At 28.1% G+C, this 16,196-nt stretch carries 20 protein-coding genes; 7 read left to right on the forward strand and 13 right to left on the reverse strand.

From position 1 onward, the window contains the following. Position 1: 1 nt before the first annotated feature. Entirely contained in the window at positions 2–1,252 is a 1,251-nt protein-coding gene (locus FNZ64_RS12405; RefSeq protein WP_142415328.1) for a dicarboxylate/amino acid:cation symporter, read from the reverse strand. A gap of 326 nt (positions 1,253–1,578) precedes the next feature. Between FNZ64_RS12405 and FNZ64_RS12410 the strand changes: the two genes are divergently transcribed. After that, positions 1,579–2,319, forward strand: coding sequence for an NADPH-dependent oxidoreductase (locus FNZ64_RS12410; protein ID WP_142415329.1), 741 nt, complete (start codon positions 1,579–1,581; stop codon positions 2,317–2,319). A gap of 238 nt (positions 2,320–2,557) precedes the next feature. Continuing rightward, a complete protein-coding gene (locus tag FNZ64_RS12415) occupies positions 2,558–4,906 on the forward strand; it encodes a cation-translocating P-type ATPase (protein ID WP_142415481.1) in 2,349 nt (782 codons plus the stop codon). Positions 4,907–4,963: 57 nt separating this feature from the next. Here FNZ64_RS12415 and FNZ64_RS12420 read toward each other — a convergent pair whose 3' ends face one another. From FNZ64_RS12420 to FNZ64_RS12455, 8 genes are all read right to left on the reverse strand, one after another. Further along, positions 4,964–5,860 (reverse strand): DegV family protein, encoded by an 897-nt coding sequence (locus tag FNZ64_RS12420; protein WP_142415330.1) that lies wholly within the window; start codon positions 5,858–5,860, stop codon positions 4,964–4,966. A 180-nt stretch (positions 5,861–6,040) separates the two neighbouring features. Continuing rightward, positions 6,041–6,523 (reverse strand): methylated-DNA--[protein]-cysteine S-methyltransferase, encoded by a 483-nt coding sequence (locus FNZ64_RS12425; protein ID WP_142415331.1) that lies wholly within the window; start codon positions 6,521–6,523, stop codon positions 6,041–6,043. 22 nt (positions 6,524–6,545) lie between these two features. Then, positions 6,546–7,424, reverse strand: a complete 879-nt coding sequence (locus FNZ64_RS12430; RefSeq protein ID WP_185903773.1) for a coiled-coil domain-containing protein — start codon at positions 7,422–7,424, stop codon at positions 6,546–6,548. A gap of 162 nt (positions 7,425–7,586) precedes the next feature. Next, on the reverse strand, positions 7,587–8,099 hold the full coding sequence (locus FNZ64_RS12435) for a flavodoxin family protein (protein WP_142415333.1): 513 nt from the start codon (positions 8,097–8,099) through the stop codon (positions 7,587–7,589). A 24-nt stretch (positions 8,100–8,123) separates the two neighbouring features. After that, positions 8,124–8,693, reverse strand: a complete 570-nt coding sequence (locus FNZ64_RS12440; protein ID WP_142415334.1) for a non-canonical purine NTP pyrophosphatase — start codon at positions 8,691–8,693, stop codon at positions 8,124–8,126. 80 nt (positions 8,694–8,773) lie between these two features. Further along, positions 8,774–8,968, reverse strand: a complete 195-nt coding sequence (locus FNZ64_RS12445) for a hypothetical protein (RefSeq protein WP_142415335.1) — start codon at positions 8,966–8,968, stop codon at positions 8,774–8,776. Between the two features lie 669 nt (positions 8,969–9,637). Further along, positions 9,638–9,955 (reverse strand): ribosomal protein L7/L12, encoded by a 318-nt coding sequence (locus FNZ64_RS12450; RefSeq protein WP_243129271.1) that lies wholly within the window; start codon positions 9,953–9,955, stop codon positions 9,638–9,640. 157 nt (positions 9,956–10,112) lie between these two features. Further along, positions 10,113–11,366 (reverse strand): M28 family peptidase, encoded by a 1,254-nt coding sequence (locus FNZ64_RS12455; protein WP_142415336.1) that lies wholly within the window; start codon positions 11,364–11,366, stop codon positions 10,113–10,115. 204 nt (positions 11,367–11,570) lie between these two features. On the opposite strand from FNZ64_RS12455, the gene FNZ64_RS12460 reads away from it, so the two are divergent. Together FNZ64_RS12460 and FNZ64_RS14750 are read left to right on the forward strand one after the other, a co-directional pair. After that, the gene (locus tag FNZ64_RS12460; RefSeq protein ID WP_279233279.1) at positions 11,571–12,011 is read left to right on the forward strand and encodes a YdcF family protein; all 441 of its coding nucleotides are present in this window, start codon (positions 11,571–11,573) and stop codon (positions 12,009–12,011) included. 138 nt (positions 12,012–12,149) lie between these two features. Beyond that, positions 12,150–12,311 (forward strand): hypothetical protein, encoded by a 162-nt coding sequence (locus FNZ64_RS14750; protein WP_185903774.1) that lies wholly within the window; start codon positions 12,150–12,152, stop codon positions 12,309–12,311. Between the two features lie 156 nt (positions 12,312–12,467). On the opposite strand, the gene FNZ64_RS15150 is transcribed toward FNZ64_RS14750, so the two are convergent. From FNZ64_RS15150 to FNZ64_RS12475, 3 genes are all read right to left on the reverse strand, one after another. Continuing rightward, positions 12,468–12,548 (reverse strand): DUF2992 family protein, encoded by an 81-nt coding sequence (locus tag FNZ64_RS15150; protein WP_142415483.1) that lies wholly within the window; start codon positions 12,546–12,548, stop codon positions 12,468–12,470. Further along, on the reverse strand, positions 12,545–12,685 hold the full coding sequence (locus tag FNZ64_RS15155) for a DUF2992 family protein (protein WP_142415338.1): 141 nt from the start codon (positions 12,683–12,685) through the stop codon (positions 12,545–12,547). The genes FNZ64_RS15150 and FNZ64_RS15155 overlap by 4 nt, the downstream gene beginning before the upstream one ends. A 244-nt stretch (positions 12,686–12,929) precedes the next feature. Next, the gene (locus FNZ64_RS12475; protein WP_142415339.1) at positions 12,930–13,130 is read right to left on the reverse strand and encodes a hypothetical protein; all 201 of its coding nucleotides are present in this window, start codon (positions 13,128–13,130) and stop codon (positions 12,930–12,932) included. A gap of 106 nt (positions 13,131–13,236) precedes the next feature. On the opposite strand from FNZ64_RS12475, the gene tnpA reads away from it, so the two are divergent. The 3 genes from tnpA to tnpC all read left to right on the forward strand — a co-directional run bounded on the left by tnpA (position 13,237) and on the right by tnpC (position 15,785). Then, positions 13,237–13,569: an IS66 family insertion sequence element accessory protein TnpA gene (gene tnpA / locus FNZ64_RS12480; protein ID WP_142415340.1), complete on the forward strand. Its 333-nt coding sequence runs from the start codon at positions 13,237–13,239 to the stop codon at positions 13,567–13,569. Positions 13,570–13,650: 81 nt separating this feature from the next. Beyond that, a complete protein-coding gene (gene tnpB, locus FNZ64_RS12490; RefSeq protein ID WP_185903775.1) occupies positions 13,651–13,914 on the forward strand; it encodes an IS66 family insertion sequence element accessory protein TnpB in 264 nt (87 codons plus the stop codon). A 158-nt stretch (positions 13,915–14,072) separates the two neighbouring features. Next, positions 14,073–15,785, forward strand: a complete 1,713-nt coding sequence (tnpC, locus tag FNZ64_RS12495; RefSeq protein ID WP_279233280.1) for an IS66 family transposase — start codon at positions 14,073–14,075, stop codon at positions 15,783–15,785. 248 nt (positions 15,786–16,033) lie between these two features. Here the strand turns inward: tnpC and FNZ64_RS14755 are convergent, their stop codons facing one another. Next, positions 16,034–16,180 carry a hypothetical protein gene (locus FNZ64_RS14755; RefSeq protein WP_185903776.1) on the reverse strand — a complete coding sequence of 49 codons (147 nt, stop codon included), beginning with the start codon at positions 16,178–16,180 and terminating at the stop codon, positions 16,034–16,036. Positions 16,181–16,196 lie beyond the last annotated feature (16 nt).

The following is a 16,196-nucleotide window of genomic DNA, read 5'->3' on the forward strand; positions in this document are numbered from 1 at the left end:
ATTATATATTTATTTTTTCAACACTTTTACCTTCTACTATTCTTTGCACTAGCATAGCACATACAGTATTGCCTGTGGAGTTTAATAGTGTTGCTGGTGCATCTATTATGGTTCCTATTATGACAATCATAGGTAGTGCTTCTGGTGGAAATCCATACACACTTATAATCAGCATCTCTCCCATAACACCTCCGCCAGGTATAGCTCCCATTACAGCTCCAACAAGGAAAGAAACAACTATAATACTTAATATAGTACTAAATCCTTTTATATCTCTTCCAAAAATACCGAATAAGAAGATTATTTTTAAAACACCACCTATAACAGATCCATCCTTATGAATGTTAGCACCTAGAGGTATAACAGTTTCAGCTATATCATCTACAACCCCCATATCTTTTGTAGCCTTTAGGTTAACTGGTATGCTAGCTGCACTAGAACAGGTAGCTAGAGCTGTAACAGATGGCATTAAAGCATTCTTCCAAAAAACTCTTATCCCATTTTTTCCCCCAGCTAAGAAAGCATATAATGTAAAGAAAGCAAAATAATATATAACCGTTAAAACTACATAAAGAATAAATGATCTTAAAAAGCCCTGCAATATTTGAGGTCCAAGCTCTCCAATTACATTAGCAAAATAACATCCAAGTCCTATCGGAGCATAATACATAATTATACCCACCATTTTCATCATTACTTCAGAACCAGAGTATAGGAATTTTTTAAATGGCTCTCCCTTATCTCCAATTAATGTAGTAGATGTTCCAAGTAATATAGAAAATACAATAAGTTGCAACATACTTTTCTTGCTTAAAAGTTCTGAAAAATCGCCTACAGTAAGAGTATTCGTAATATGTTCTAATACACCCAGTTTCTTTGTTTTTTCTAGTGATTCAGCACCCTTTGAGATTACACTTTCTATTGCTTTATAATCAATTCCTTTTGTAGGACTTACAAATAAACAAGCTACTAATGCCAAAATAGAAGATAATAATGCTGTAAAAGCAAATACTAAAAATACATTTCTCATAATCTTTCCAAGTCTTTTAACATTGCTCATATTAGCTATAGCTGAAGAAACACTAAAAAACACCATAGGTACAATAATCATAAACATTAAATTTAAAAATAAATCACCTAGAGGCTTGACTACTATAACCTTAGGTCCTAAGGTTATCCCCATAATTCCCCCTATAATTATGGAAAATAATAAAATTATAGAAAACTTATAATTTTTAAATATGGATTTCATTTTTCCCCTCCAATTATCACTATTGTTTAATATTTATTTTCATAATACAAGTCATAGAAATTTTATCATAAACTCTGAATATATCCAACTGTTTTATTTAGTTTTTAATTTATCACGAAAGCTATACAGAAACCATGCCTATTGGAAATAATTTCATTTCGATCTTGATATTTTTACATATATGATTTATAGTATAATATATAAACATTGTTTTTTAATAATATTTATTAAAGTATAATATAATAAAACTTATATTATACTAACTAAGAAATTCTTATTTTAAATCTAACATATTTAAAATAAATTTTTAGGAGATGATAAGTAAAATGAATAAAGTTGTGGAAGTAATGAAAGATCACAGATCTATTAGAAGCTATTTAGATAAAGAAGTTTCTGAAGAAATAATAGATACATTAATAGAAGTAGCACAAGCAGCTCCAAACTCTATTAATGGACAGCAATTAAGTGTAATAGTTGTTAAAGACAAAGAAAAACGTAAAAAAATATCTGAATTATCAGGAAATCAACCTTGGATAGAAGCTGCTCCTTTGTTTTTAGTCTTTGTTGCAGACTTTTATAGAGCGAAAATTGCAGGTGAAAAGGTTCAAAAGGAACTAGTTATTACTGATAGTGTAGAATCTATAATGGTAGCCTCTGTTGATGCTGGACTTGCAATGCAAAATGTAATAACAGCTGCTGAATCCTTAGGCCTTGGTACAGTCCCAATAGGTGGTATACGAAAAAGTCCTGAAGAGATGATAACTCTCTTAAATTTACCAGAATACACTTATCCCCTAGTTGGTTTATGTGTTGGATACCCTTCAGAAAGATCAGATAAAAAACCAAGAATTTCAAAAGAAGCTTTTAGACATAATGAGGTTTATAATAAAGAAAAACTTCCAAATCTTATTGATGAATATGATAATATAATGGAATCTTATTTTGAAAATATAGGTAGAGAAAAGAATGTAAATTGGAGTAATAGAACTATGTCTGTCTATGATAAAGTTTATTTCCCAAAAGTTTATCCTACCTTAAAAAATCAAAAATTTAAAAATGAAAAATAGATTACAAAAAAACTTCCACATTCAGTTGGAGGTTTTTTTCGTAGTTATAGACTTTTATCTAAACTTATTACTATTAAAGACAATAGAATAGGTTGAAAATGCATATTAAATCCCTTTAGAACACAACATTAATATATAGTATTTATTAAGTTTTTATTATGAATTATTTTTTTATTTTTAAGATTAATTTAATAAATTAAGTTTATAATTGTATGTAGAAAGGGGATAAGATATGAAAATGAATGAAATAAATTCAAATATAAAAGGACTTACAGAAGAAGAAATTAATATAAGAATAAAAGATGGAAAAGTTAATATTATACCTAAACCTCCTTCTCGTACATTGATAGAAATAATTAAAGCTAATTTATTTACTGGCTTTAACTTTATAAATGCAGTTTTAGCTATTGCAGTATTTATTGCTGGTTCTCCTAAGGATGCCATTTTTGCCATAGTAATTATAAGCAATTCTATAATCGGCATTTTTCAGGAGCTTAAAGCAAAGAAAACCTTAGAAAACTTATCTCTTATAAAAGAAAATAATGTAACAATACTAAGAAATAAGGATATAAAAAAAATAGATGCTGAAAAAATTGTATTAGATGATATTATAATTTTAAATTCTGGAGATCAAATTTTAGTAGATTGTGAAGTTCTTCCTGGTAACACTATTGAGGTAAATGAAGCTCTTTTGACTGGGGAGATAGACTCTATTTTGAAAAAACAAGGTGATAAGCTGTTATCTGGAAGTTTTGTAGTATCAGGTAATTGTTATGCTAAGGTTATTAAAGTAGGTGGTAATACATATTCTTCACAACTTGTAGATGAAGCTAGAAAGTTTAAAATTATAAATTCAAAACTACAACATTCTATAAATAAAATATTTAGAATTGCATTATATTTTATAATACCTATAGGAATACTACTTACTTTTACACAATTATTTTTTGGAAATAAAACTTGGCAAGATGCTATTTTAGGTTCTGTTTCAGGAATAATAGGTATGATTCCTGAAGGATTAGTGCTACTTACCAGTTCTACCTTTATAATAGCAATTATTCGTTTATCAAAATGGGATACCCTAATCCAAGAACTACCTGCAACAGAAGTACTGGCAAGAGTAGATGTTTTATGTTTAGATAAAACTGGGACTCTAACTAAGGGTGATTTAAGATTAAACAGTTTAAAGCCTTTGAATAACTATGCTTTAGATTATATTGAGAAAATATTATCAGCTATAGTTCATGAATCTGCCAGAATAAGTCAAACTCAAAAAGCTATATTAGATAAATATCCTACAAGTCCTAACTTAGCTATAAAAAACAAAATCCCATTTTCCTCACTTAGAAAATGGGAAGCTATAGAATTTGAAAATGAAGGAACTTGGATTCTTGGAGCTCCTGAGTTTATTTTAAAATATAACTATGAAGAAATCTCAAAAGAGGTAGATAATGCAGCTTTAAAAGGTCAGAGAGTGTTGCTTTTAGCTAAGTTTAATGGAAACAAAATAGATGAACATCTAAAGGGCTCTATTGAAAATGCATGCCTAGTTCTCATAGAAGATATTATAAGAGATAATGCTGAAGAAACAGTTAAGTACTTTACTGAGGAAGGAGTTTCCCTAAAAATAATTTCCGGCGATAACCCTCTAACCGTGTCTACCATAGCTAAAAAGGCAGGTGTTAAAGGAGCCGAAAATTACATAGATGCTAAAAATCTTCCACAAGAAGAAGAAGAATTTCTAAATGCCATAGAAAACACAACAGTATTTGGAAGAGTCTCTCCATATGAAAAAAGAAAAATTATAAAAGGTCTTAAGGAAAATAATCATACTGTTGCTATGACTGGCGATGGGGTTAATGATATATTAGCCTTAAAAGAATCCGATTGCGGTATTGCCATGGCCTCAGGATCTGATGCCACAAAAGCCGTTGCTCAATTAGTATTATTAAAATCAGATTTTTCAGCACTTCCTCATGTAGTAGCAGAAGGAAGAAAATTAATAAATAATTTAGAAAAGGTTTCTGAACTATTTTTATCTAAAACAGTATATTCTATACTTCTAGCCCTAATGTTTGCTCTTATTCTAAAACCTTTTCCCTTACTTCCAATCCAGCTTACCTTTGCTGGTTCACTAACTATTGGTATGCCTTCATTTTTCTTGGCTTTAGAAGAAAATAAAGACATTATTAAGGGTGGGTTTTTAAGAAGAGTATTAAGATATGCTATTCCAAATGGTATTGTAATCGGAATTAGCACTACAATTATGTTTTTAATAGCATATTATAGGGGCGCTACTTTAATACAATGTAGAAGTATTTCTCTTATGATTTTTACTTTATTAAGTCTTTTTATACTTATAAAAGTCTCAATACCACTAAATAAATATAGATTATCCATAGTAATTTCTATGATAGTATTATTAGCTTTATCCTTCTTAGTACCCTTATTTAGAAGAGCTTTTAGTATATCACTATTTCCAAAATCCTATGTTCCAATTATAACAATAGTTGTAGGGATATCTATTATTACAATGATGCTACTCTGGAAGATTTCAGAAAAAATAATAGAGAAAAGATTAGAATAATTAAATAATGTTTTAACATAAAAAAGCAAGAAGGGTTTATCCTCTTGCTTTTTTATATTACTTATTAACTTCTATAACATGGTTTTGCCTATGCATTCCTAAGAAAAACACTGCAAGTGCTCCAGGGCCTCCAAAAGTACCTACCACAGGTCCTATATGATTTATAACCACATCTTTAACCTTAACCTCTTTTAAAATAAGTTCCTTTAACTTTTCAGCCTCATCTAATGCATCTCCATGAGAAATAGCTATAATTTGTTCTTCGGAATTTTCTATTTTTTCAGCCACCAATTTAGCTAGCTTATTTAAAGCACTTTTTCTTCCTTTTACCTTTATTACAGGAAGCACTTTACCTTCATCATTTAATGTAAGAATAGGTTTTATATGCAGAACCATTCCAAATAGTGCGGCTGCTGAAGAAATTCTTCCTCCCCTTTTCAAATGATTAAGATCATCTACTGTAATATAAGTATTTAAATTAAATTTATTCTCTTCTAAATATTTAATAATGTCATCAATTGACTTCCCCTGAGATTTCATTTCCATAGCATTCATAACTAAAAGTCCTTGTCCCATTGAGGCAGTTAGAACATCTACTATCTCTATTCTTCCTTCAGGATATTCTTCAAGAACCATATTTTTTGCTATATTGGCACAATTAAATGTACCACTTAAGCCAGTAGATACACAAATATATAATACGTCTTTATTTTCATTTAAAATTTGTTTAAATATTTTAGAATAATCATCTGGGCTAGGCTGAGAAGTTTTAGGAATTTCCCCATTGTTCATTCCCTGATAAAAATCCTTATAGTTTAAACTCTCTCCCAAATCATCTACATATTCTTTGCCCATAAAACTACAAGTTAAACTTACATAGGGAATGTTATTTTTTTCTATATATTCCTTAGGCAAGTCACAACAGGAGTCTGTCATTATAACATAATCTTTCATTAAATTTCTCCTTTAAATAATATTTTATAAAACTTTCTATATCCCTATCATATTTTTAAAATATAATATTTGTCAAAAATTATCAATATATAGTGTAAAAAGTCTAATTACTTATATTATTTATAATATCAAATATTCAATCAAATTATAATATATTTTCAGAAGAAATTATAATTTTTATTAAATTTTTATATGCTCTATCTCCAAAAGACTCCTTTTAATGTAGGTTTTATCTCCACAATACCCTACTAAATCTCCATTTTTACCTATAACTCTATGGCATGGAATTATTATGGGGATAGGATTGTTTCTATTAGCGCCTCCAACAGCACGTACTGCCTTAGGATTGCCAATACTCTCTGCAATGCCTGCATAAGATCTTGTCTCTCCATAAGGAATTTTCATTAAAATATTCCAAACTTTTTTTCTAAACTCTGTGCCCTCTATACTCATAGGTAAATCAAAAACTCTTCTTGTCCCCTTAAAATATTCATCCAATTGCTCTATAACATACATACACGCTGTCATATCCTCTTTAATATAAGATGTACCCAAATATTCTTTAAAACCCTCTTCTGAAAGCTCTATCCTTTTAACACCTTCACTATTAACGACAATATATATTTCTCCAATAGGTGAATTGTATTTAGCATAATACTCCATTAAAACGTCTCCTTATAAAACCTTATGTTAACTCTTTAATTTTCTCTTCAAGCTCTTTTATCTTATTATTAGATATGCTATTTTCATCAATTAACTTTATTATTTTTTCATTTAATTCCTTTTGAAGTTTAAATAATTTTTCCTGGCTATTCTCCCTAATCTCAAAAATAGCTCTATTTTTCTCCAAAGCTTCTTTTTCTTTAATAATTTCTATATATTTTTCATAGTCTTCTTTTAGTGAGTTCTTAATAGTTTCCTTTTCCTCTTCTTCTTTTATTAGTTTACATTTTAAATTTTCATTTTCTTCTTTATAATTATTCATTAAGTTTATTAAATGTTTTCTTTCTTCTTCTGAATTATCTAATTCAATTCTTATATTTGCTAGCTCTTTAACCTCTTTACTTTTATCTTGAAGTTTATTTTCTAATTCCTTTATTTTATCTTCTAACATTTCTTTAAGAGTTTTAAAATTATTATTAACCTCTTCTTGCTTTTTTAATTTTTCTTCCATAGTGCTTATTTCTTTATTTGCTTCTTTTATTTTATTTAATAATTCTTCTTTTGCTTCTTCTTCTCTTTGAAGACTTTCTTCTAATTTACTTATTTCTTTTTGTTTTTCTTCTAAAATCTTTCTTTGCTTATCCTCTTTTTCAGTTTCAGCTGTTTTTATACTATCTACTAAGTTTATATATATATCTATCATTCTCTTAGTTATATGTTGAAGTTCATTTATATCGCTTTGCACATTTATAGTAGATTCTTCACTTACCCTATGTAATTCATAGGTGCTTACTAACTCCTCCATAAATTCCTTATTGTTTATTCCTAAATCTTTTGCTAATTCATTGAATTTACTCTTTATATCTTCATCAATTCTAACACTAAATATTGTATCAGCCATATTATCCTCCCTTATAAAACTATGTTTTATCTTTAGAACATTTATTATCATATATTATACTAGTTTAAGGCATCAATTAAAATATAATTTAACTGATGCCTTAAACTTTAAAAATCCATTTCCAAATTTTAATCTTTATAAAAAAATAAATAATAGTTGTCCTTATATAATGGAATCTAACATATTTTTAAAAACAACCTGTGCATTTTTAATATCTTCTTCATTAGGATGAACACTAGCTTTATTAAATTCTTCTACAATGTCTCTTGCTTTTTCATCATTAGGGTTCTTATCTAATATTTCAAGCCACTTAGTTATAAACTTAGAATCAATTTTACCTTGGCAAATAAAATTAGCTAATATTTTATTGGAGTTTGAAAGAGATTCTTCTACCTTATTTTGAATACCTCTTGAATAATCAGTATTATCTCTTTCACCTAAAGTACCAAAAATACCTAAATTTTTATCCTGTATTTTATTCATATAATCTCTCATTTTAGTATCAGCCAGGCCCCTATCTACCCAATATCCTAGTATCAGTAAATCATATTCTTCCCATTTAGGACTTTCCTCTACATTAAAAATTTCAGTGCCTTTTTGCATAACTTCCAAAATTCCTTCAGCAACCTTTTTAGTATTTCCTGTTATTGTAGAATAAATAATAGCACTTTTCATACAACCCCTCTTTTCATTAAATAATTATATTAACTTTTCATACCAGGCACCAAACTTCTCTATACAAGTTGGCTCTTTTAAACTATTATATAATATAAAATCTTCTTCATTAAATTGAGCTAATGTTTTATTGAAATTTAATGGTTTAAATATATACCATAAATCGGACCACTTGTTTTCATTATTCCTTCCAAGTATACCTTCTGCTATAGTTCCTGGTGCTTTACTTTCAAAAAACTCCATATGTTCCCCATCATAATAAGCTAAACAGGTTTTAAATTCACACTCTCTATTTTCTAAACCATCCATTAACTTTAATATACCTTCAAGTCCTATGGTATTTAATGCATGATTAACAAAGGTATTTGGAAAACCATTTAAAGATTTTATAAAAAATCCAGAATCTAATGCTATACAAGGCTTTTTTACAAGGCCATAAGCTTGGATAACTTTATCTCTAGCGATTTCTCTTATATCTTCACTTCTTGGTTCTATTAATTCCGCATTATAAGGTAAGACTTTTATGTTATTTAACTCTTTTTGTGCAGATGCAATTTTTCCACTATTACTTGTTACAAAAACTATTTCTTTCATCTTAGGTATTTTCCTTTCTTACAGTTACTTATAGCATTTATGTATAATTTTAAATTATACAACTTTAATCTTTTTATAAATTATTTTTCTCTATCTTTAATAGCTACATATATAAGTATAGGAACTAATAGTATCATGGGAACCATACTTGCCCAATATTTAGGTACTGATAAAAACTTAAATGAACAATTATTTGTTATAAAGGGACTTATTATAGCTGTCCACACAAATATAATAATTAATGGTAAAGCTTTTCTAATATTAGATTTTGTCATAATACTACCTCTCCTTTGCATATCCCTACTATGATTTATATATTATGTTGTTATATTATTATATCATTTCTAATTACATATAGTATACGTCTTTTTAAATAAGGAATTGTAAAATTTTAGAACCTCATATTCTCTCTTATAAGCCTTTTGAAAAGCTTCTCTAATGATATAACACCTTTTTCACTTTTTCTTTTATTAGAAGTGAATTTATAGCCTTTTACATAAAAAATATGTCTCCTATAAATAAATTTTTATAGTAAAACTTTTCAGAATAATGTGTTTATATATTGTATACATATATAAACACATTGTTTACTTAATATATTTTTAATTGTATACATAAGTAAACATATATAATCTATTTTTTATTAATGTTTATGTGAATAATTGTAATCACTAGATATAACTATTCTTATATCTAGTGAAAATTTATTAAATTAATATGTGGATTTTTATGAATGATAATAGGAAAATAAGGCTTGATTTCATATTCAAAAAGAGGGAGCAATAATTATCTAGAAAAAGGGAACTAGTAAATAAGAAAGAAGGATTTAATTGAATTATAAAAAGAGGAAGTAAAAACTCCCTCTAAAGACAAGAACTATATTTATAAAAAAAGTAAAAGTACTAGCTTAAAATTAAGCATTACTTTTACTTTTATTTTTGTTCTTAATTGTTAGGTTTAGTATTATTTATGTTCTCTAAGTTATCAACATACTCCTTAGCTTCCTTTAATCCCATTCCCGTTGATACCCTTAAATTTTTTATTGCTTTGATTTTTTTATTTTCATCAATAAGATTTATAAGTTGAATTTTTAATTCTTCACTTATACAATAAGCTTCATCATCAAATTCCGATGCTCTAATATGTTTTAAAATTATATTTAATTTTCGTTCAATCTTAATTTGCTTATCATCTATCTTTTTTATACTGCTCATAATAACCATAGTAATCATGAGTATTACACTAAAATAAAAATATTCCATATGGTGTTAATCTCCTCTTTATAAATTTATTCTACGCATATTATACTAAAAATTTTTTATTTGGTATATATACAAAAAGAACCATGCTTTTTACGATTCTTTTTGTATATTTCAATTATAGTTCTAAAAACTGTGCCAAATAAGCAAAGGCTTGTTATTACTTAAGATCTTTCATTAAGTATTCATCTATTTTTTTAATTAAATTTTCAGGAATTTCACGTGGAACGGGAATTACAGAAGCATTAACTATTTTTTCACTAAAATTCTTAACAAAGTTCATTGTCTTATCTAAGTTTTTAGGTGAAATATTTTCTATAATATCATAACGGTTATGAATTTCTATTGCTCCCGGTGCACCTACACGTAAGAAATTTGCAACGGGTATACCCTTATCTGAAAAAGGGATACAATCACTAGAGTATATATCTTGTTTTATTGAAATAGGGAAACATACTTCCTTTGAGTAATACTCGATCATATGACATAAGCTTTCATTAGCTATTATACTAGCTCTATCTTGTCCAAGAATTGTACCGCCTAAATCTACATTTATTCCAAATTTAATATTTTCAAGTTCCTTCTCATGTTCCTTAACATATGCCTTACTTCCAAGAAGACCTACTTCTTCTGAACCGAACCATATAAATTTTAAAGTGCGTTTAGGTGGGTTTTTTAAATAATGACGAAGAATTTCCATAATATTTACAGAACCTGCTCCATTATCATATGCCCCACTACTAAATGGTGTACTATCATAATGAGCCATAAATACAATAACTTCCTCTGGATAATGGGTTCCCTTTATCTCTGTAATAAGATTATGAGAATCAGTGGTTCCTTCCTCTTGCTCTAGTTTTATGCGTACCTTTGTAGCACCTGATTTTATCATATGAAGAGCATCCTTTACCCTCATAGTTACTCCAGGAATTTTTCCAAACTCTAAGTGCTTTTCTCTTATGGCATTTTTATCGATATCTGTTTTATCTTCATTATCCATAAACTTTCCACTAAAATTTATATATCCTACAGCACCAGCACGTACAATATCCCTAAATTTCTTTGCTCTCATATAACCATTTACAAGAACTATCTTTCCTTTAGCATTAACTAAATTAATTTCTTCCGCATCCTCAACATACTCTAGTTCAGCCTCTAACCCTTCTTGATTAGTATTTCCAGTTAATCCTATACCTTCAACTTCAATTTCTCTATAAAAAGGTTCTATAACTTCTAGCTTTGCCTTTTTTATGTCATAACACATGACTTTAAAAGGTTCAACCTTACTTTCCACCCCTAAACTATCTAATTCTTCTTTTAAAATATTTAAAGCTCTTATTTCCTCTTTGCTTCCGCTAGTTCTAACAAAGCTTATCTTTTTAAGCAACTGAAATTGTCTCTCTTCACTATTCATAAATCTCTACCCCCTCATAAAATTAGATAGTGTAAAATTCTTTACACTATCTAATTTAAAAATAATAACTATATATAATTGTACCATAATTTTTACAATTCAGAACACTTGCTAGATATTTAGCTGATACAAATATCATCATTAATTTATGATATAACCTATAATGTAGTTAATTAATATAGTCTTATTTATTTTATAATAGTCATAAAAAAAGGCGTAAAACCTCCTAGGATAATTATGTCTGGGGGACAAGGTTCTGATGAAGTAGTTTCTAAAGCTCTTGCTATGAACAATTATGCCTTAGAGATGAATATTCCAGAAGAAGATATTTTGATGGAAGATAAATCAAGTAGTACTAAGGAAAATCTAGAGTTTTCAACAGCTTTAATTAAAAAAGATTCAGATAAAAATAATCCTAAAGTATTATTTTGTACTACAAACTATCATGTACTTAGAACTGGTATGTTGGCTAAATCACTAGGACTTAATTATAATGGCTTAGGCTCTAAAACTAAATTTTATTATTATGTTTCTGCAACTATACGAGAATATATTGGGATTATATATTTAAACCTACGAAAAAATATATTGTTTGCAATTTTTATAGGAATAATTTATTTCTTGAATTATATGTATAAATTCTAATATAGAAGAATCTATGATGAAATAATAAAATTAGCATACCATAGTTGATAATCTAGCTTATGAAAATATAAATATACCTATCCCCTATATAGGAGCTTTCTTATAGGAGATAATTTCATTGATAAGCTCTATGTCCATATGAGATTTTATCATCCTTTTAAATGTGAATATTTAGAAGAATTTATATTTGAAAATGGTGTATGTATTAAAACTAGAGACTTATTAAAAGAGGTAAAGGAACGAAGAGAAAAACAAAAATCCATTGGGGAAGGCTTTAAAAAGCCTTCCCCAATGGATTGATGATAAATTTGATTTGAGTTATAGAAAGAAGAAGTAGACTAGCTCAGGCTAGTCCTTTTTACATTGATAAATTTAACTTTTCGGATCATATCTATTTTTAAATTTCTCTCTTGCTTACAGACTTTCTCTCTAGTTTATTTTGCTCCTGTTGCAATTTTAATGCCGTTGAGATTTTATTCCTATTCCTTTACTTTTTAATTTTTTATTAATTTCTCTTTGCATCCTTTTAGGATTCATTTTTGTATTAGCCTTAGTATTTTATCTTCAACAGATGGACTAAATCTTAAATATATCCAGTTCTCAAGAATAAAGCTATAAACATCATAATCCTTTGGTTCTGATCCGAAAGTAATCTTGCTAACTTCTATTTCCAATTAGATACACGTTCATATACCAATATCAAAAATTGTCCATTAAAATAGACTGTTAATGTTGATGCTACTTTGTTCTTATTAATCCATCCTTAAGATAATATAAACAAAGAATGGACAACCAAGAATGCAGGTTAATAATAGCAATATTCTATGCCTGGACTACTAACCAGAACGTGTTTTTATCTTTGTCATTATGATTTTATATTTATTAACTTTATAAATCAAATGGGAAACTCCCTAAATTCTAATTAATTTCTTTGTTTTCTAGAAGATAATAAATAGGATAGCCCATAAATATTTCCCTTTCTTCCTTATCCATTTTATTGATTAGATCCCTTGCTTGTTCATTTTCATCTAATAAAATATAAATTCCTGCTAACATTTCTATATTTTCTTTATATATGCCCCTCATATGCATTATTTTATCAACATCAATATTACCCAATCTACCTATCCTGTATTTAACTGTAAGCGTAAAAAATTAAGTATCTAGAAAACATATCCTCTCATTGATAAACTTAAGTAAAAGATTATCAATGGGAGGTTTACTTATGTATAGAAAATTAGATAATGATACCTGGGAGGAATATTTAAATAAATTTAACTCTGTTAAAGATACAATAACAGTGAAAGATTTCTGTGCTGAAAATAACCTTAATAAGAGTCAATTTTATTACCATAAAAAAAGGGTAGAAAAAGTAAATGAAAGTAAAGAAACTATTTTTCAGGCTATTTCTTTGAATAGTAAAATTGATAATATTAAAGAAGATAAATCCACATTAAAAGAAGTGAAAATTAATGTAGGCAATGCTAATATACTTATTCCTGTTAGCGAAGCTACTTTAATAACAGCAATAATTAAGGAGTTAATTCTAAGATGTTAAATATAGATAAGGTAGAAAAAGTCTATCTTGCCTGCGGCTACACAGATTTAAGAAAAAGTATTGATGGATTAGTTATTTATAGTGCAAAATCAATTTAAGTTAGATCCTTTTGATAAAGCATTATTTGTTTTTTGTAACAAGCAAATGGATAAATTAAAAATTCTTCACTTTGATGAAGGCTTTTGGCTATATTATCATCGTTTAGAAGCTAATCGCTTCAAATGGCCAGCGACAGCTGATGATGCATTAAAGATTAATGTTGATGAATTACGTTGGCTTTTAAAAGGCTATGAAGTAAGAACAAAATCTAAATTTAAACCTGTAAAAGCAAGTAACTATTATTAAAAAAATATCAACTTTTAACCCTTGAAACCTAGTAATCTCAAGGGTTTTATGGTATAATAGAAATATCAAATAAAGCTAAAGGGGTAACTATGAGTCACGAAATTTTAAACAATGAACTTGATGAAGCTACTAAATTATTAATTAGCAAAGTTGAATCAATGGAAGAAGAGATTAATAATAACAAAGAAGAATTAAGTGAAAAGGATAAAGAAATCCAACAACTTAAAAATGAGATAGCATTTTTAAAGGGTGTTATATCTAATAGAAATAGAAAGATATTCGGAGCATCCAGTGAACAAGTAGATGCTAACCAATTATCTTTTTTTAACGAAGCTGAAAAACATAGTGATTCAAAGGTAGAAGAACCTACTTTAGAGGAAATTACATATAAAAGAGCCAAGAAAAGCAATTATACTGGAAAGAAAGACAATTTAGCTAATTTAGAAAGAGTTGTTGTTGAACATAAATTAGAAGGTGAGGATCTTAACTGCAAGGAATGTGGTGAAGAACTTACTCCTATCGGAGTTAAATCTAGAAAAGAAGTTGTTAAATACATTCCTGCTAAATTAATAATTGAGGAGCATGTTGTTTATAGCTATGCTTGTAAAACATGCGAAAGAGCCACTGGTGAAAGTAAAATAGTTTCACCAGAAACACCTAAAACTATTTTTTATAATAGCATGGCCTCAAATGAGTTAATTGCACATACCCTAATACTTAAATATCAACATGCAATGCCACTATATAGGCAAGAAACTTACTTTAATATGATGGGTGCTACTCTTTCAAGGCAGACTCTATGCAATTGGACTATGTCTGCAGCGACAGCTCTGGAGCCTATATATAAACATATGAAGAAAGAATTGCTTAGCCGTAATTACATTAATGCTGATGAAACTACTCTGAAAGTAATTAATGATAATGGCAAGGATTCTAAAGCTAAAAAGTACATGTGGTTATATATGAGTAATACCAACTCTAAGCCTGTGATCTTATATGATTACCAAAGCACTAGATCAAGCTCTTGCCCTAAAAATTTCTTAGGAGATTTTAAAGGATTTCTCCAAACGGATGGATATAATGGATACAATTCCGTTAGCGGAGCTACAAGGGTATACTGCTTGGCTCACATAAGAAGATACTTTCATAATATAATAGTAGATTTAGATAAAGAAGCCCTAAAAAATTCTAGAGGAGTAATAGGGTTTAATTATTGTGAGCAAATTTATAAGCTTGAAAAAGAACTTAGAGAATCTTATTCAAGTGATGAAAATTATTGTGATATTAGATTTAAAATAAGAGCTGAGAAACTAGCCCCAATTATAAATAATTTTATCGATTATGTTGAAAGAGAAATAAAAGATGCTCTTCCAAGAAGTCCGTTAGGTAAGGCACTTGAGTATGCTAAAAAGCATTTACCGGGATTAAAAAATGTATTATTAGATGGTTCTTTAGAAGTTGATAATAATGCTGCTGAAAGAGCTATCAAACCTTTTGTAATAGGTAGAAAAAACTTCCTTTTTGCAAATACTGCTAAGGGTGCAACTGCAAGTAGCAATATTTATAGTATTGTTGAAACTGCCAAGGCTAATAATTTAGTTGTAGAAAGATACTTGGTTTATCTATTTGATAATCTATCAAANAGAAAAAACTTCCTTTTTGCAAATACTGCTAAGGGTGCAACTGCAAGTAGCAATATTTATAGTATTGTTGAAACTGCCAAGGCTAATAATTTAGTTGTAGAAAGATACTTGGTTTATCTATTTGATAATCTATCAAAGATAGATATAAAGGATAGCGAAAGCTTAGAGAATCTTATGCCTTGGTCTCATAAGATCCCTGAAAATATGAAAATTAAAGAAAAGAAATAAAATTAATCCTAGTAAAGCTTTTGTGTTGCCTTACTAGGATATTTTAATACTATTCTTGGAATTATTAAAGGTGCTAAAACTTTGACGCTTACAGAAAAATAAATAGAGTTCATGGATTTAAATGGAGAATTAGAGCGGATAGCCATAGGATGAAAATTTCCATAAGAAAAGAACCCTGATTTTTTCAAGGTTCTAACTTATTTTCTTTAAAATTTAACTATCTCGTTTAATATGAGGTTAATTCTAATTCACCAAATCCATATCATAAATTGAATAATCACATCTATTAATATATCATTTATTCCTGATATATTAATAGTTACCTCTGTTATTGATGAAGCTATTTCTTCTGTAGCTGCTGATATACCTTGAGTTAAATTTAATACTGAATTCATATTATATCTCTAGGTT

Origin of the sequence: Hathewaya massiliensis (assembly GCF_902143515.1) — a bacterium.
GTDB classification, from domain to species: domain Bacteria; phylum Bacillota; class Clostridia; order Clostridiales; family Clostridiaceae; genus Hathewaya; species Hathewaya massiliensis.